Genomic DNA, 16,782 nt, shown 5'->3' with positions numbered 1-16,782 from the left:
CACGAACTGCGGCCCACAGGGGCCGGTGACCGAGGAGAAGATCACACATGACGGAGCTCTCGATCCGTCCGGACGAGATCCGGGACGCGCTGGACAGCTACGTGCGCTCCTACGAGCCGGGGGCGGCCTCCCGCGAGGAGGTCGGCCGCGTCACCGACGCCGGTGACGGCATCGCGCACGTCGAGGGCCTGCCCTCGGCGATGACCAACGAGCTGCTGCAGTTCGAGGACGGCACGCTGGGCCTCGCGCTCAACCTCGACGTCCACGAGATCGGCGTCGTCGTCCTCGGTGACTTCTCCAAGATCGAGGAGGGCCAGGAGGTCAAGCGGACCGGCGAGGTCCTCTCGGTCCCCGTCGGGGACGCGTTCCTCGGCCGCGTCGTCGACCCGCTCGGCAACCCCATCGACGGTCTCGGCGAGATCGCCTCGGACGAGCGCCGCGCGCTCGAGCTCCAGGCGCCGACCGTCGTCCAGCGCAAGTCGGTCCACCAGCCGCTGCAGACCGGCCTCAAGGCCGTCGACGCGATGACGCCCATCGGGCGTGGCCAGCGCCAGCTGATCATCGGTGACCGCCAGACCGGCAAGACCACGGTCGCGGTCGACACGATCATCAACCAGAAGGAGTTCTGGGAGACCGGCGACCCGGAGAAGCAGGTCCGCTGCATCTATGTCGCCATCGGCCAGAAGGGCTCGACGATCGCCTCCGTGCGCGGCACCCTCGAGGACGCCGGCGCGATGGAGTACACGACCATCGTCGCGGCCCCCGCCTCCGACTCCGCGGGCTTCAAGTACCTCGCGCCGTACACCGGCTCGGCCATCGGCCAGCACTGGATGTACCAGGGCAAGCACGTCCTCATCGTCTTCGACGACCTGTCCAAGCAGGCCGAGGCCTACCGCGCCGTCTCCCTCCTGCTGCGCCGCCCGCCGGGCCGCGAGGCCTACCCCGGTGACGTCTTCTACCTGCACAGCCGGCTGCTCGAGCGCTGCGCGAAGCTCTCCGACGAGCTCGGCGCGGGCTCGATGACCGGCCTGCCGATCATCGAGACCAAGGCGGGTGACGTCTCGGCGTACATCCCGACCAACGTCATCTCGATCACCGACGGCCAGATCTACCTCCAGGCCGACCTGTTCAACGCCAACGTCCGCCCGGCGATCGACGTGGGTGTCTCCGTCTCCCGCGTGGGTGGCGCCGCGCAGATCAAGGCGATGAAGTCGGTCGCCGGTCGCCTCAAGCTCGACCTCGCGCAGTACCGCGCCCTCGAGGCCTTCGCGATGTTCGCGTCCGACCTCGACCCGGCCTCCCGCGCCCAGCTCGCGAAGGGTGCCCGCCTCGTCGAGCTCCTCAAACAGCGCCAGGCCGCGCCGGTCCCGGTCGAGGAGCAGGTCGTCTCCATCTGGATGGGCACGACCGGCAAGCTCGACAGCGTCGCCGTCGAGGACGTGCGCCGCTTCGAGGGCGAGTTCCTCGACCACCTGCGCCGCACCAAGGGCGACCTCCTCGCGGCCATCCGCGAGACGGGGAAGTTCGAGGAGAGCACCGAGCAGGCGCTCGAGGCCGAGGTCGAGACCTTCAAGACCAAGCTCTTCGACGGCTCGGGCGCCGAGTCGGTCCCGGTCAACGACCAGGGCGAGGACGGCAGCGAGGCGATGGACTCCGACCAGGAGCAGATCGTCCGCCAGAAGCGCTGACGCCCTCCACCGAGACACGACGAAAGGCGGGATGACATGGGAGCGCAGATCCGGGAGTACCGGCAGCGCATCCGCGCCGTCAGCTCGACGAAGAAGATCACCCGGGCCATGGAGCTCATGGCCGCGGCCCGCGTCGTCAAGGCGCAGGAGGCGGTCCGCGAGTCCTCGCCGTACGCCCGGGCGCTGACCCGTGCGGTCTCGGCGGTGGCGACGTTCTCGACCGAGGACCACCCGCTCACCTCCGAGAAGACCGACGTGCGGCGTGCGGCGGTCGTCATCATGACCTCCGACCGCGGCCTCGCGGGTGCGTACTCCTCCTCGGTCATCAAGGAGAGCGAGCGCCTCGTCGCGCGCCTGCGCGACGAGGGCAAGGAGGTCGTGCCCTACCTCCTCGGCCGCAAGGCGATCGGGTTCTACAAGTTCCGCCACCGCGAGATCGCGGCGGAGTGGAGCGGCTTCTCCGAGAAGCCGTCCTTCGAGATCGCCCGCGAGGTCGGGGAGCGGCTCGTCGCCGACTTCACGACGGCGACCGACGAGGGCGGCATCGACGAGGTGCACGTCGTCTTCAGCCGCTTCGTGTCGATGGTGACCCAGGAGCCGGACGTCATCCGCCTCCTGCCGCTCGAGGTCGTCGAGGGTGAGGAGAAGCCGTCCGCGGACGAGCTGCTCCCGCTGTACGACTTCGAGCCGGGGGCCGCCCAGGTGCTCGACGCGCTGTTGCCGAAGTACGTCAACGCGCGGCTCTTCAACTGCATGCTCCAGGCCGCCGCCTCCGAGCTCGCCGCCCGCCAGCGGGCGATGAAGTCGGCGACGGACAACGCCGAGGAGCTCATCAAGAAGTACACCCGGCTGGCGAACCAGGCGCGCCAGGCCGAGATCACCCAAGAGATCAGCGAAATCGTCGGTGGCGCCAGCGCGCTGGCCGAGAGCAAGTGAGTGAGAGAGAGACCATGACTGCCACTGTCACCGAGAACAGCGAGGCCGCCGCCGCCGGCGCGGTCGGCCGGATCTCCCGCATCATCGGCCCGGTCGTCGACGTCGAGTTCCCCGTCGACGGCATGCCGGACCAGTACAACCTGCTGACCACCGAGGTCGAGATCGGCGGCGAGAAGAAGTCGCTCAACCTCGAGGTCGCCCAGCACATCGGCGACAACATGGTCCGCGCCATCTCCCTGCAGCCGACCGACGGTCTCGTCCGCGGCACGGCGGTGCAGGACACCGGCGGCCCCATCACGGTGCCCGTCGGCGACGTCACGCTCGGCAAGGTGTTCAACACGACCGGTGAGGTCATGAACCTCGCCGAGGGCGAGCGCTTCGAGGTCAACGAGCGCTGGGGGATCCACCGCAAGGCCCCGGCCTTCGACCAGCTCGAGTCCAAGACCCAGATGTTCGAGACGGGCATCAAGGTCATCGACCTGCTCACCCCGTACGTCCAGGGTGGGAAGATCGGCCTCTTCGGTGGTGCGGGCGTCGGCAAGACCGTCCTCATCCAGGAGATGATCGCCCGCGTCGCCCGCGACCACGGTGGTGTGTCGGTGTTCGCCGGTGTCGGCGAGCGCACCCGTGAGGGCAACGACCTCATGGTCGAGATGGAGGAGGCCGGCGTCCTCGGCCAGACCGCCCTGGTCTTCGGCCAGATGGACGAGCCGCCGGGCACCCGCCTGCGCGTCGCCCTGTCGGCGCTGACGATGGCGGAGTACTTCCGCGACGTCCAGAAGCAGGACGTGCTCCTGTTCATCGACAACATCTTCCGCTTCACGCAGGCCGGCTCCGAGGTCTCGACCCTCCTCGGCCGCATGCCGTCCGCGGTGGGCTACCAGCCGACCCTCGCCGACGAGATGGGCACCCTCCAGGAGCGCATCACCTCGACGCGTGGTCACTCGATCACCTCGATGCAGGCGATCTACGTCCCCGCCGACGACTACACCGACCCGGCGCCGGCCACGACGTTCGCGCACCTCGACGCGACGACCGAGCTCTCGCGCGAGATCGCGTCGCTCGGCATCTACCCGGCCGTGGACCCGCTCACCTCGACGAGCCGGATCCTCGACCGCCGCTACATCGCCGAGGACCACTACAGCACCGCGCTGCGCGTCAAGGGGATCCTCCAGCGCAACAAGGAGCTGCAGGACATCATCGCGATCCTCGGCATCGACGAGCTCTCCGAGGAGGACAAGGTCCTCGTCAACCGGGCCCGTCGCCTCCAGCGCTTCCTGTCGCAGAACACCTACGTCGCGAAGCAGTTCACCGGCATCGAGGGCTCCACGGTCTCGCTCGCCGACACGATCGAGGGCTTCACCAAGATCTGTGACGGCGACTTCGACCACGTCGGTGAGCAGGCGTTCTTCATGTGCGGTGGCCTCGACGACGTCGAGCGCCAGTGGGCCGAGATCCAGAAGAACCTCTGATGGCTCTCCAGGTCGAGCTCGTCGCCGCGGACCGCAAGGTCTGGGAGGGCGAGGCCAGCCAGGTCAGCGCCCGCTCGACCGAGGGCGACCTCGGCGTGCTCCCGGGCCACCAGCCGATGCTCGTCGTCCTCGCCGAGGGCGAGGTCCGCATCAACGCCGGTGGCTGGAAGAGCGCGGTCGTCGACGGCGGCTTCATGTCGGTCGACCACGACCGCGTGACGATCGTCGCCGAGACGGTGGACGCCGCCGGCATGGGTTCCTGACGACACGGGCGGGGACGGGCTTCGGATGGATGCACTGGTCGTCTCCGAGCTCGTCCTCGCCCTCGTCGTCCTCACCGTCCTCGGCGCGCTCACCTTCGTGTGGGCGCGCCGTCGGTTCATCTCCGGGGACGGTCGTCCCGTCATGCTCTGCGCGCTGCGCGACGACGACGGGGGACGCTGGCGCCTGGGCCTGGCCCGGCTCGGGGCCGAGCGCTTCGAGTGGTTCAGCATCGTCGGGCCGTCGCTGCGGCCCGAGGTCTCCTGGCTGCGCGGGGAGGTCGAGCTCGGCTCGCCGCAGCCGACGACCGAGGTCATCCCCGGGCTGTCGGAGCCGGTGGCCGTGACCGGCACCGCGGCGGGCCGCTCGTGCGAGTTCGCCTTCGTGCCGGCGGCCTACACCGCCGTCCGGGCCTGGCTCGAGTCGAGCCCGCCCGGACTCAACGTCAACGTCGCCTGACCTCAGCGGGCGTTGGGGTCGGCCTCGCGGCCGCCGCCGGGCGCCCAGAGGACGTCGCCGCCGGCGTCGACGTTGGCCGTGCGGGCGAGGACGAAGAGCAGGTCCGAGAGCCGGTTGAGGTACTGCGCGGTCGTCGGGTTGACCCCGCCGTGGCCGCGCTCGGTGCCCGGCTCGGTGCCGTACTCCTCGATGGCCGCCCACGTCGAGCGCTCGGCCCGCCGGACGACGGTGAGCGCCTGGTGCAGGTAGGTCGAGCCGGGCGTGCCGCCGGGCAGGATGAACGAGCGCAGCTTCTCGAGCGGGGCGAGCCAGGTGTCGCAGTCGGCCTCGAGCTCGGCGACCCACTCGTCCTTGACGCGCAGCGGCGGGTACTCGTAGCTCTCCTGGAGCGGCGTGCACAGGTCGGCGCCGACGTCGAAGAGGTCGTTCTGCACGCGCAGCAGGACGGTGCGCACCTCGACCGGCAGCCCGCCGCACGCGATGGCGACGCCGAGGGCGGCGTTCGCCTCGTTGACGTCCGCGTAGGCGGCCAGGCGCACGTCGGTCTTGCGGGTGCGGCTGAGGTCGCCGAGCGCCGTCGTGCCGTCGTCGCCGGTCCTGGTCCAGATCCGGGTGAGGTTGACCATGCGCACAGTCTGGCAGGCGACCGGCACGGCCACGGCGCTGGCCGCTAGGTGACATCGGCGACGTCGTTGTCGAATCGTGACCGTGTGCGCTGGGCCACCGGGGTGGGTTCGTGGGTCGATAGGGGCACACGACGACGTGGAGAGGGGGAGGACGTGGCCGACCGGGGAGAACCGACCGCGACCATCACCGAGCACGCCCGGGACGAGGGTGTGCTCATCACCGTGACGGGGCGCCTCGACGCCCGCAGCGCCGCCGACCTCAGGTCGGCGCTGCACCGGGTCATCGCCCAGGGCGCGGACCCGCTCCACCTCGACCTCACGGGCGCGCACATCGGGGACGCGTGCGCCCTCGGGCTGCTGCTCGAGGCGCACCGGCGGGCCCACCGCGCCGGTCGGCGCCTCGTCGTCGTGGCCGCCGACGACCGCACCCGCCGTCTGCTCCTGCGGCTGCGGCTGCCCGGCCTGCTGGCGCCGCCGGTCCCCGTGCCCTGAGCGGCGGCCGGCGCGACGCCGGCCGCCGTGGCGTGCCTCACGTGTGGGCACTCTCACCGCCGGACGACCTACCCGGCTCCGGGGCCCGCGGCTAGCGTTCCGGCCATGTCCGAGAGCAGCGACGCCCCGCGCCCCGAGCGCGACCGCCCGTGGGTCATGCGCACCTACGCCGGCCACTCGAGCGCGGCGGCGAGCAACGCGCTCTACCGGCGCAACCTCGAGAAGGGCCAGACCGGCCTGTCGGTCGCCTTCGACCTGCCGACCCAGACCGGCTACGACCCGGACCACGCGCTCGCCCGCGGCGAGGTCGGCAAGGTCGGCGTCCCCGTGTCGCACGTCGGCGACATGCGGGCGCTCTTCGACGGCATCCCGCTCGCCGAGATGAACACGTCGATGACGATCAACGCGACGGCGATGTGGCTGCTCGCCCTGTACCAGGTGGTCGCCGAGGAGCAGGCCGAGGCGGCCGGGCTCGACCCCGACGAGGCGGTCCGGGCGCTGGCCGGCACGACGCAGAACGACATCATCAAGGAGTACCTGTCGCGGGGGACCTACGCGTTCCCGCCCGGACCCTCGATGCGGCTGATCACCGACCTCGTCGCGCACACCGTCGCCGAGATCCCGCGGTGGAACCCGATCAACATCTGCAGCTACCACCTCCAGGAGGCCGGGGCGACGCCGGTGCAGGAGGTCGCCTACGCGATGTCGACCGCGATCGCGGTCCTCGACGCGGTCCGCGACTCCGGGCAGGTGCCGCCGGAGCGGTTCGGCGAGGTCGTCGCCCGCATCTCGTTCTTCGTCAACGCCGGCGTGCGGTTCGTCGAGGAGATGTGCAAGATGCGCGCCTTCGTCCGGCTCTGGGACGAGGTGACGCTCGAGCGCTACGGCGTGCAGGACCCCAAGCAGCGGCGCTTCCGCTACGGCGTGCAGGTCAACTCGCTGGGGCTCACCGAGGCCCAGCCCGAGAACAACGTCCAGCGCATCGTCCTCGAGATGCTCGCCGTCACCCTGAGCAAGGACGCGCGGGCCCGCGCCGTGCAGCTGCCGGCCTGGAACGAGGCGCTCGGGCTGCCCCGGCCGTGGGACCAGCAGTGGTCGCTGCGGATCCAGCAGGTGCTCGCCTACGAGTCCGACCTGCTCGAGTACGCGGACCTCTTCGAGGGGTCGGTCGTCGTCGAGGCCAAGGTCGAGGAGCTGCTCGCCGGGGCGCGCGAGGAGATGGCGAGGGTCGCCGAGCTCGGCGGCGCGGTCGCGGCGGTCGAGGGCGGCTACATGAAGTCCGAGCTCGTCGCGTCGCACGCGCGCCGCCGCTCCCGCATCGAGGCGGGCGAGGAGGTCGTCATCGGCGTCAACCGCTTCGAGTCGACCGAGCCCAACCCGCTGACCGCCGACCTCGACACCGCGATCCAGACCGTCGACCCCGGGGTCGAGGCCGCCGCCGTCGAGGCGGTGCGGCGCTGGCGCGAGGAGCGGGACGCCGACCCCGCCCGGCGCGAGCGGGCCGAGCGCGCGCTCGCCCGCCTGCGCGAGGACGCGGCCGGGTCGGCCAACCTCGTGCCGGCCACGCTCGAGTGCGCGCGGGCCGGGCTGACGACGGGGGAGTGGGCCGGCGCGCTGCGCGAGGTGTTCGGCGAGTTCCGGGCCCCGACGGGGGTCACGGGCTCGGTCGGGATCGCCGCGGGCAGCGCCGAGCTGGCGCGGGTGCGCGAGCTCGTCCGCTCGACCGGCGAGGAGCTCGGCGAGCGGCTGCGCGTGCTCGTCGGCAAGCCGGGGCTCGACGGGCACTCCAACGGGGCCGAGCAGGTGGCCGTCCGGGCCCGGGACGCCGGCTTCGAGGTCGTCTACCAAGGCATCCGGCTGACGCCCGAGCAGATCGTCGGCGCGGCCGTCGCCGAGGACGTCCACCTCGTCGGGCTCTCGATCCTCTCCGGCTCGCACATGGAGCTCGTGCCCGACGTCCTCGAGCGGATGCGGGCGGCCGGCGCCGGCGACGTGCCGGTCATCGTCGGCGGGATCATCCCGGACGCCGACGCGGCCCGGCTCAAGGCGCTCGGGGTGGCCGAGGTGTTCACCCCGAAGGACTTCGGGCTCAACGACATCATGGCCCGCTTCGTCGACGTCATCCGCGAGTCCCGGAACCTCGCACCGCCGGCCGCCGACAGCGACGCGCCCGCCCCGGCCTGAGCCGGGACGGGCGCGAGGGGGCGTCGGTCAGGCGCCGAGGGCGTCGGTCAGGGCCTTGCCGAACGCGGGGAGGTCGTCGGGGTTGCGGCTCGTGATGAGGTTGTCGTCGATGACGACCTCGCGGTCCTCCCACGTCGCGCCCGCGTTGCGCAGGTCGGTCTGCAGGCTCGGCCACGAGGTGAGCGTGCGACCGCGCAGGACGTCCGCCTCGATGAGCGTCCACGGGGCGTGGCAGATCGCGGCGACCGGCTTGCCGGACTCGACGAACGTGCGCACGAAGGAGACGGCGTCCTGCTCGGTGCGCAGGGCGTCCGGGTTGGCGACACCGCCGGGCAGGACGAGGGCGTCGTAGTCGCCGACCTCGGCGTCGGAGACGACGACGTCGACGGAGAAGGTGTCGGCCTTGTCGAGGTGGTTGAAGGCCTGCACCTCGCCGGACTCGGTGGAGACGAGGACGGGGGTGTGGCCGGCCTGCTCGACGGCCTTCCAGGGCTCGGTGAGCTCGACCTGCTCGATGCCCTCGGTGGCGACGAGGAAGGCGACCTTGCGGGGGGTGGTGTTCGTGTCGGTCATGACCATCGGCTACCCGGCCGGGAGGACGCCGAAACAGCGGTGCGGAGGAACCGTGTCGTCCCTGTGATGACGCGGATGTTGGACTGGGACGGGGATGCATCCGCGACGCCGACGAGCTTCCGCGCCGTCACCGTGATGACTCGGATTCTTGGCCGGCGAGGCCGAGCACGACGAGCCGTCCGTCTACCGCGACGCCGGGGGATGGCTCTCCGCGAGAGGGCGTGAGCAGGTCCGGGAGCTGGGTCTGCACGACGACCGCGTCGCCGGCCTGCCGGAGGGCGACCCGGCCTTCCAGGACGTCTTCGACGCCTGGCTGCGGCGCGGGGACCTCGACCGCCGGGTCCCGGGAGCGGAGAGCGGCCACGAGGTGCTCGCGCGGGTCCGAGCGGCGCTGCTCTCGCTGACCGACGAGTTCCGGCGCGAGCAGGTGCTCGTCGTCAACCACGGCGGTGTCATGGCCTTCGCGGTGCCCCGGCTCTGCGACAACCTTCGCGACGACCACGTTCTGGACCACGGGTTCGTGCCGAACGCGGTGCCGCTGCGGTTCACCGTCGGGGACGATGGCTGGACCGCGGGCGCTTGGCCGGTCTGAGTCCCGTTCGAGGTCGAGAGGATCGTCCGGGCTCAGAAGAGGCGGTGCTCGGTGTCGTCGATGCCGCGCAGGGCGTCGTAGTCGAGGACGACGCAGCGGATGCCGCGGTCCTCGGCGAGGGTGCGCGCCTGCGGCTTGATGACCTGGGCGGCGAAGATGCCGGTGACCGGCGCGAGGTGCGGGTCACGGTTCATCAGCTCGAGGTAGCGGGTCAGCTGCTCGACGCCGTCGATCTCGCCGCGCCGCTTGATCTCGACGGCGACATGGCCGCCGGAGGCGTCGCGGCAGAGGATGTCGACCGGCCCGATCGCCGTCATGTACTCGCGGCGCGAGAGGGTCCAGCCCTCCCCGAGGGTCGTGATGTGCTCGGCGAGCAGCCGCTGGAGGTGCGCCTCGACCCCGTCCTTGACGAGGCCGGGGTCGACCCCGAGGTCGTGCGAGCTGTCGTGGTGGACCTCGTGCAGGCGCACCCGCAGCCGGTCCTCGGACTTCGCGTGCTGGACGACCCAGACGGCGGTCACGCCGTCGGCGGCCTCGGTCTCGTCGGGGGCGACCTCGGCCATCGCGCACGGCGGGGACATCCAGTTGAGCGGCTTGTACGAGCCGCCGTCGGAGTGGACGAGCACCGAGCCGTCGGCCTTGACGAGGAGCAGGCGCGTCGCGAGGGGCAGGTGGGCGCTCAGGCGTCCCTCGTAGTCGACCGAGCACCTCGCGATGACCATCCGCACGAGCGTGAACCCTACCGACCGGCCGTCGAGGCCGCTTGCCCCGCCCCGGACCCCGCGCGCACACTGGTGCCCGAGGTGAGGCCGATGAGGGCAGCGCTGGTGCCGCTGGTGCTCGTGGCGCTGCCGGGCGCCGTCTTCGTCGCCGGCCTCTCCCTCCTGCGCTGGTTCACCGGCGAGCCCGCGCCGCGGGTCCTGCGCCGGCTCGGCCGGCCGACCCGGTGGTGCGCCGACCGGCTGCGGGGCGTGGCCGACGGGATGGAGCGCGTCGGGATGGTGCGCCGGACCCGTCCCGAGCCGGTGCTGCCGGTGCTCCTCGTCCTCGAGCTGCGCCGGCTGGCCGCGGAGGTCGTGCGCATCGAGGGCGACGACCAGCCGCACCGCGCCGCCCGGCTCGCCGCCGCGCGGGCCGCGTACGACCACGTCCTCGTGCAGCTCTGCGGCCACGCCAGCGTGCCGACACCCATCGGCCTGCTGCCGCTGGACCCGCGCGACCGGCTCGGGCTGGAGGTCGAGCTCGTGGCCGCGGGCGTCGACTGGTGACGCCGGGCCCCGCCGCCACGGGGTAAGCAGCGTCACGCCCCGCCGGTCTCGTGGCCCGTGGGGCCCTCTGGAAGGATCGCCGCCATGACGCGTGACTTCACCAGCGTGGGTGTGATCGGCCTCGGGACCATGGGCGCAGGCATCGTGGAGGTGTTCGCGCGCAACGGCATCGACGTCGTCGCGGTCGACGCGAACGAGGCCGGGGTGGCCCACGGTCGCGAGATCCTCGCCGGCAGCACCGGCCGCGCCCTGCGCCGCGAGAAGATCACCCAGGAGCAGCACGACGCCCTCCACGCCCGGGTCCGCTTCACGAGCGACCTCGCCGACCTCGCGGGCTGCCAGCTCGTCGTCGAGGCCGTCCCGGAGCAGCTGGAGCTCAAGAAGCAGATCCTCGGTCGGCTCGACGACATCGTCGCTGCTGACGCCGTCCTCGCGACGAACACCTCCTCGCTGCCCGTCACCGAGATCGCCGTCGCCACCCGAGACCCCAAGCGCGTCGTCGGGATGCACTTCTTCAACCCGGCCCCGGTGCAGCAGTTCGTCGAGGTCATCCGCACCGTCATCACGGCCGACGACGTCTTCGAGGACGTCAAGGCGCTCGCCGAGCGGATCGGCAAGAAGCCGGTCATCGTCGGCGACAAGGCGGGCTTCATCGCCAACGCCCTGCTCTTCGGCTACCTCAACCACGCCGTCGCGATGTACGAGAGCCGCTACGCCACCCGCGAGGACCTCGACGCCGCGATGCGCTTCGGGTGCGGTTACCCGATGGGCCCGCTCCAGCTGCTCGACCTCATCGGCCTCGACACCGCGTACGAGATCCTCGACACGATGTACAAGCAGGGTCGCGACCGCCTCCACGCCCCGAGCCCGATCATCAAGCAGATGGTCTCCGCCGGCCTGCTCGGCCGGAAGTCGGGCCGCGGCTTCTACACCTACGCCGCCCCCGGCTCGCCCGAGGTCGTCGCCGACGCGCAGACCCCGTCCGGCGGGGTGCCCGCGGGCGTCGACCTGCGCGAGGTGCGCACGGTCGGTGTCGTCGGGAGCGGCACGATGGCGACCGGCATCATCGAGGTCTTCGCGAAGGCCGGCTACGCGGTGACGTTCGTCGCCCGCTCGGACGCCAAGGTCGCCGACGTCGTCACCGCGCTCGGCCGCAGCTGCGCCCGCGCGGTCGAGAAGGGCCGGATGGAGCAGGCCGACGCCGACGCGCTCCTGGGCCGGGTCGCCGGCGCGACCGGGCGCGAGGCGCTCGCCGAGGTCGACCTCGTCGTCGAGGCCATCGCCGAGGACCTCGCGGTCAAGCAGGACCTCTTCCGCGACCTCGACCGCATCTGCAAGCCGGGCGCGATCCTCGCGACGACCACCTCGTCGCTGCCGATCATCGACTGCGCCAAGGTCACCGCCCGGCCGCAGGACGTCATCGGGATGCACTTCTTCAACCCGGCGCAGGTGATGAGGCTCGTCGAGGTCGTCCACACGATCTCGACCGCGCCCGACGTCGTCGCGACCGTCCAGGACCTGTGCGCGAGGACCGGCAAGGTGGCCGTCACCTGCGGCGACCGCAGCGGCTTCGTCGTCAATGCGCTGCTCTTCCCGTACCTCAACGACGCCGTGAAGATGCTCGAGGCCAACTACGCGAGCGCCGACGACATCGACACCGCGATGAAGACCGGCTGCGGGCTGCCGATGGGGCCCTTCGAGCTGCTCGACGTCGTCGGGCTCGACGTGTCGCTGGCCATCGAGCGCGAGCTCTACCTCGAGTTCCGTGAGCGCGGCTACGCGCCGGCGCCGCTGCTCGAGCACCTCGTGACGGCCGGCTACCTCGGCCGGAAGACCGGGCGCGGGTTCCGCACGTACGCCTGAGCCCGGCCCGTCCGGGCGTGGCCGATCGGTGGATGGGCATCGGCCGGACGGACATCACACACCTTTCGGGGTGCGCACCGGCGTGTCGCACGGGATCCTGAGGGGGAGATCGGTGCTGCAGCGCAGACGTGGACCCTCTGCCCAGCACGCCCTGCCGCCCACCTCACGACGCCGTGCACCCCTGCCGCACGGCGCGGTGAGGACTGCCCGAGGAGCCGACGTCATGCAGTCCACCCCTGTCCTGCGAGTCCCGCGCGCCCTCGGGCGCGTCCTCCTGGCCGCCGCCACGGTCGTCGCGGCCGCGGTCGGTGCCACCGCCCCCGCGCTCGCCGACGGGCCGCGCATCGTGCGCCCCGTCGTCCTGCCGGCCGCCCCGGCGCCGGGACGGGTCGCGGCCATCGACTCGAGCCACCCGTACAGCGCGCCGGTGTGGCTGCCGCTGCGCAAGGCCTCGGCCATCTCGTGCGTGAAGTCCAACTGCGCGGGCAGCGGCGGCGACTACCACGGCTACTGGGCGATCGACTTCATCGGCGACCTCGGGGAGCCGGTCTACGCGGCCGGCGCGGGCGTGTTCCACGTCGGGGCGACCAGCCGGACCTGCAGCACCTCGGGCCAGAGCGACGGCACGTGGGGCTGGGTCGACCACGGGGGCGGCGTCGTCACCAAGTACACGCACCTGGACTCGCTCACCGTGGCGGAGGGGACCCGGGTCACACCGAGCACCCAGATCGGGCGGATGGGGCACTGGGGCGACACCCTGCCCTGCACGACGAACTACCTGCACTTCGAGGTCCGCGAGGGCGGCATCAAGGGCACGCGGGTGGAGCCGCGCATCCTGTCGGCCTGCACCGCGTACGGGCGCGCGGACTACCCGAGGGCCTTCGGCGTCTCGTCCTTCGACAGCCTCGTCAAGGGGCAGAGCTCCACGGTCGACTCGACGAACGCGTGCATCGCCTCCCCGTGGGTCTCGACGCCGACCGCGCCGCGCCTCTCGGTCACCCGCCAGAGCTCCTCCGCGCAGCTGTCGTGGGGCACGCCGCCCGCCGGCACGACGACGGTCCGCATCGCCACGCAGCTGTGGAGCCCGAGCCTGTCGGCGTGGAACGACCCGGTCTACCGCACCTACGGCGGCACGACGACCGGCACCACGTTGACGAGCCTGACCAACGGCCGCACCTACCGGACGACGGTGGCCTTCGCGAACGCCTCGGGCTTCAGCGCCTGGGCGCCGCAGGTGTCGTACGTCCCGGCGAGCGTGCCCTCGGTGCCGAAGAGCCCCCGCTTCCTCACCTCGCCGACCCGCGACTACATCCACTACGGCTGGTGGAAGAGCACCGACAACGGCGCGGCCGTCTCCCGCTACGAGACGCAGGTGCGCTGCTACTACGGCACCGCGTGGAAGCCGTGGACGACGAGGACGACGAACGCCTCGACGTACTACTACAACCACCGTGGCCTGACCGGGTACCAGACCTGCCAGGTGCGGGTCCGGGCGGTCAACGCGATGGGCGCCAGCGCCTGGTCGGCCGCGAGCCAGATCCGCAAGCAGCGCTGAGCCGTCCGGGCCGTCGGGGCCGCCGCGCCGGCCAGTAGGGTCGGCGGGTGAGCCCCGCACCGCTGCCCGCCCGCGCCCGTGTCGTCGTCGTCGGCGGGGGTGTCATCGGCACCTCGGTCGCCTACCACCTCGCGCAGGCCGGCGAGAGCGACGTGCTGCTGCTGGAGCGCGACCGGCTGACCTCCGGCACGACGTGGCACGCCGCCGGCCTCATGACGTGCTTCGGATCCTTCAGCGAGACGAGCACGCGGCTGCGCCTGTACTCCCGCGACCTCTACGGGCGACTCGAGGCCGAGACGGGGCAGTCGACCGGTTTCACGCCGGTCGGGCTCGTCGAGGCCGCCGCCGACCGCGACCGCCTCGAGGAGTACCGGCGGGTCGCGACCTTCCAGCGGCGCCTCGGGCTGGAGGTCGAGGAGGTCTCGCCGGCCGAGATGGCCGAGCTCTTCCCGCTGGCCCGCACCGACGACCTCGCCGGCGGCTTCCACGTCCCCGGGGACGGCCGGGTCAACCCCGTCGACCTGACGATGGCCCTCGCGAAGGGGTCCCGGGCCCGCGGCGTGCGGATCGCCGAGGGGGTGCGCGTCGAGCAGGTGCTCACGCGCCGGCGCGGCGTCGTCGAGGAGGTGGCCGGGGTCGTCACCGACCACGACACGGTCGAGTGCGACGTCGTCGTCAACGCCGCCGGGATGTGGGCCCGCGAGCTCGCCGCGCAGAACGGCGTCGTCGTGCCCAACCAGGCTGCCGAGCACTACTACCTCGTGACCGAGCCGATCGAGGGGATGAGCCCGGACGCCCCGGTCTTCGAGGACCCCGCCTCCTACGGGTACTACCGCGAGGAGGGCGGCGGCATGATGGTCGGCCTCTTCGAGCCGGTCGCGGCCGCCTGGAAGGTCGAGGGCATCCCGCGGGACTTCTCCTTCGGGACCCTCCCGCCCGACACCGACCGCGTCGGCCCGTTCCTCGAGAAGGCGATGGCGCGCGTGCCCGTCGTCGAGACCGCCGGCATCCGCACCTTCTTCTGCGGCCCCGAGTCCTTCATGCCCGACCTCGCCCCGGGCGTCGGCGAGGCCCCCGGCATCCACGGCTACTTCGTCTGCGCGGGGCTGAACTCGGTCGGCATCCTCTCGGCGGGCGGGCTCGGGCGCATCCTCGCCCACTGGGTGCTCACCGGGAGGCCGGACGTCGACGTCACGGGGATCGACGTCGCCCGCTTCCGAGAGCACCAGCTGCTGCCGGAGCACCGGCGGGCCCGCACCGCCGAGGTGCTCGGCACCGTCTACGCCGCGCACACGCCGGGCGTGCAGCTGACCACGTCGCGGGGTGTCTTCCGCTCGCCCGTCCACGACCGGGTCGTCGCGGCCGGCGGGTACCTGCGTGACGTCTCGGGCTGGGAGGGCGCCGCCTGGTACGCCGGGCCGGGGGAGACCCCGCAGGCGGAGCCGACCTGGGGGCGCGCCCCGTGGTTCGCGCGCTGGGAGGCCGAGCACCGGGCCGTCCGCGAGGCCGCCGGCCTGTTCGACATGTCGTTCATGGGGCGCTTCGCCGTGCGCGGCCCGGACGCCCTCGCCGTGCTCGACCACCTGAGCGCGGGCGACCTGTCGGTCGACGGCCGGATCACCTACACGCAGTGGCTCGCCGACGATGGCGGCCTGCTCGCCGACCTCACGGTGACCCGCCTCGCCGCCGACGACCTCCTCGTCGTCGCCTCCGACACCCAGCACGCACAGGTCCTCGGGATGCTGCGCCGCGCCCTCGGCGACGCCGACGCGACCGTCACGGACGTCACCGAGGACGGCGCGATGCTCAGCCTCCAGGGGCCGGCGTCCCGCGCGGTGCTCGAGACCGTGGCGCCGCAGGCGGACTGGAGCGACGAGGCCTTCCCGTTCCGGGCCGCCCGCAGCATCGAGGTCGACGGCACGCCGGTGCTCGCCGTCCGCGTCACGTACGTCGGTGAGCTGGGCTGGGAGCTCTACGTCCCGGCCGCCGCCGCGCCCGCCGTGTGGGACCGGCTGCTCGCGGCCGGCGCGCCGCACGGCCTGCGGCCGACGGGGCTCGCCGCGCTCGGCAGCCTTCGCCTCGAGAAGGGCTACCGCGACTACGGCCACGACGTCGACACCACCGACGACGTCCGCACCGCCGGGCTGTCCTTCGCGGTGGCGGCCGACAAGCCGGGCGGCTTCCGGGGCCGTGAGGCCGTGCAGGCCGGCGCACGGGCCGGCGCCCCGCGCCACCGCGTCGTCTCGCTCGTCGTCGCCGACATCGAGCCGCTGCTCTTCCACGGCGAGGTCGTCCTGCGCGACGGCGTCGCGGTCGGTGACGTCCGCAGCGGCTCCTACGGCTGGAGCGTCGGGGGAGCCGTCGGCCTCGCGGGCGTCGAGCACGAGGAGGGCGTCACGGCGCAGTGGCTGCGCGAGGGCCGCTGGGAGGTCGACGTCGCGGGCACGCGGTACCCGGCCGAGGTCTCGCTCCGCCCGCCCTACGACCCCACGTCCGCGCGCGTGCGGGGCTGAGCGGCAGACTGGTCGACGTGCCCCGCTCCAACCGTCGCCGCCGCGACCTCGAGTCCCGTCCGCTCGGCGGCTCGACCGAGGTCGCGACCGAGCTGTGGCGCGGACGGCCCTGGCACGTCCGCCGGCTGACCGGCGCCACGTCGAGCCGCGAGTACCGCTGCCCGGGGTGCCACCATGGCATCCCGGTCGGGACGGCCCACGTCGTCGCGTGGCCGGCGACCGGGGTGGGCGGGGTCGAGGAGCGGCGCCACTGGCACACCCGCTGCTGGGCCTCGCGGCACGCCGCGCAGCCCTGAGCCT

The 16,782-nt window shown here is 72.6% G+C and carries 16 protein-coding genes; 13 read left to right on the top strand and 3 right to left on the bottom strand.

Annotation, left to right across the window (positions count from 1 at the left end; translation table 11 throughout):
- Positions 1-47: 47 nt before the first annotated feature.
- From atpA to LG324_RS16025, 5 genes are read left to right on the top strand one after another with little or no spacing between them, the layout of a single operon-like run.
- Positions 48-1,688, top strand: a complete 1,641-nt coding sequence (gene atpA, locus LG324_RS16045) for a F0F1 ATP synthase subunit alpha (RefSeq protein ID WP_030527796.1) — start codon at positions 48-50, stop codon at positions 1,686-1,688.
- 36 nt (positions 1,689-1,724) lie between these two features.
- A complete protein-coding gene (locus LG324_RS16040) occupies positions 1,725-2,624 on the top strand; it encodes a F0F1 ATP synthase subunit gamma (RefSeq protein WP_030527797.1) in 900 nt (299 codons plus the stop codon).
- Positions 2,625-2,638: 14 nt separating this feature from the next.
- On the top strand, positions 2,639-4,096 hold the full coding sequence (gene atpD, locus LG324_RS16035) for a F0F1 ATP synthase subunit beta (RefSeq protein WP_030527798.1): 1,458 nt from the start codon (positions 2,639-2,641) through the stop codon (positions 4,094-4,096).
- Positions 4,093-4,359: a F0F1 ATP synthase subunit epsilon gene (locus tag LG324_RS16030; RefSeq protein ID WP_030527799.1), complete on the top strand. Its 267-nt coding sequence runs from the start codon at positions 4,093-4,095 to the stop codon at positions 4,357-4,359. Before atpD ends, LG324_RS16030 begins: the two co-directional genes overlap by 4 nt.
- 25 nt (positions 4,360-4,384) lie before the next feature.
- The gene (locus LG324_RS16025; protein ID WP_030527800.1) at positions 4,385-4,816 is read left to right on the top strand and encodes a DUF2550 family protein; all 432 of its coding nucleotides are present in this window, start codon (positions 4,385-4,387) and stop codon (positions 4,814-4,816) included.
- Positions 4,817-4,818: 2 nt separating this feature from the next.
- On the opposite strand, the gene LG324_RS16020 is transcribed toward LG324_RS16025, so the two are convergent.
- Positions 4,819-5,442, bottom strand: a complete 624-nt coding sequence (locus LG324_RS16020) for a cob(I)yrinic acid a,c-diamide adenosyltransferase (protein WP_404349527.1) — start codon at positions 5,440-5,442, stop codon at positions 4,819-4,821.
- A 153-nt stretch (positions 5,443-5,595) separates the two neighbouring features.
- On the opposite strand from LG324_RS16020, the gene LG324_RS16015 reads away from it, so the two are divergent.
- Together LG324_RS16015 and LG324_RS16010 are read left to right on the top strand one after the other, a co-directional pair.
- Positions 5,596-5,934 (top strand): STAS domain-containing protein, encoded by a 339-nt coding sequence (locus tag LG324_RS16015; protein ID WP_242525824.1) that lies wholly within the window; start codon positions 5,596-5,598, stop codon positions 5,932-5,934.
- Between the two features lie 105 nt (positions 5,935-6,039).
- Positions 6,040-8,118, top strand: a complete 2,079-nt coding sequence (locus LG324_RS16010) for a methylmalonyl-CoA mutase family protein (RefSeq protein WP_404349523.1) — start codon at positions 6,040-6,042, stop codon at positions 8,116-8,118.
- 27 nt (positions 8,119-8,145) lie between these two features.
- Here LG324_RS16010 and LG324_RS16005 read toward each other — a convergent pair whose 3' ends face one another.
- A complete protein-coding gene (locus tag LG324_RS16005) occupies positions 8,146-8,691 on the bottom strand; it encodes a type 1 glutamine amidotransferase domain-containing protein (protein WP_030527804.1) in 546 nt (181 codons plus the stop codon).
- A 148-nt stretch (positions 8,692-8,839) separates the two neighbouring features.
- Between LG324_RS16005 and LG324_RS16000 the strand changes: the two genes are divergently transcribed.
- A complete protein-coding gene (locus LG324_RS16000; protein ID WP_404349519.1) occupies positions 8,840-9,283 on the top strand; it encodes a histidine phosphatase family protein in 444 nt (147 codons plus the stop codon).
- Positions 9,284-9,315: 32 nt separating this feature from the next.
- On the opposite strand, the gene nucS is transcribed toward LG324_RS16000, so the two are convergent.
- A complete protein-coding gene (gene nucS / locus LG324_RS15995) occupies positions 9,316-10,011 on the bottom strand; it encodes an endonuclease NucS (protein ID WP_404349516.1) in 696 nt (231 codons plus the stop codon).
- An 84-nt stretch (positions 10,012-10,095) separates the two neighbouring features.
- On the opposite strand from nucS, the gene LG324_RS15990 reads away from it, so the two are divergent.
- From LG324_RS15990 to LG324_RS15970, 5 genes are all read left to right on the top strand, one after another.
- Complete coding sequence (locus LG324_RS15990) at positions 10,096-10,551, top strand: hypothetical protein (RefSeq protein WP_207023474.1); 456 nt, start codon at positions 10,096-10,098, stop codon at positions 10,549-10,551.
- An 84-nt stretch (positions 10,552-10,635) separates the two neighbouring features.
- A complete protein-coding gene (locus tag LG324_RS15985) occupies positions 10,636-12,414 on the top strand; it encodes a 3-hydroxyacyl-CoA dehydrogenase family protein (RefSeq protein ID WP_404349514.1) in 1,779 nt (592 codons plus the stop codon).
- Positions 12,415-12,637: 223 nt separating this feature from the next.
- Entirely contained in the window at positions 12,638-13,969 is a 1,332-nt protein-coding gene (locus LG324_RS15980) for a peptidoglycan DD-metalloendopeptidase family protein (protein ID WP_404349512.1), read from the top strand.
- A gap of 47 nt (positions 13,970-14,016) precedes the next feature.
- Positions 14,017-16,482, top strand: a complete 2,466-nt coding sequence (locus LG324_RS15975) for an FAD-dependent oxidoreductase (RefSeq protein WP_404349510.1) — start codon at positions 14,017-14,019, stop codon at positions 16,480-16,482.
- Positions 16,483-16,499: 17 nt separating this feature from the next.
- On the top strand, positions 16,500-16,778 hold the full coding sequence (locus tag LG324_RS15970; RefSeq protein WP_404349508.1) for a hypothetical protein: 279 nt from the start codon (positions 16,500-16,502) through the stop codon (positions 16,776-16,778).
- The last annotated feature ends 4 nt before the right edge of the window (positions 16,779-16,782 follow it).

This window comes from Phycicoccus jejuensis, assembly GCF_044797865.1.
In the GTDB taxonomy this organism is placed as follows: Bacteria; Actinomycetota; Actinomycetes; order Actinomycetales; family Dermatophilaceae; genus Phycicoccus; species Phycicoccus jejuensis.
Note: the sequence above shows the minus strand (reverse complement) of the source record. Positions and strands in the feature narration are given on the sequence as shown.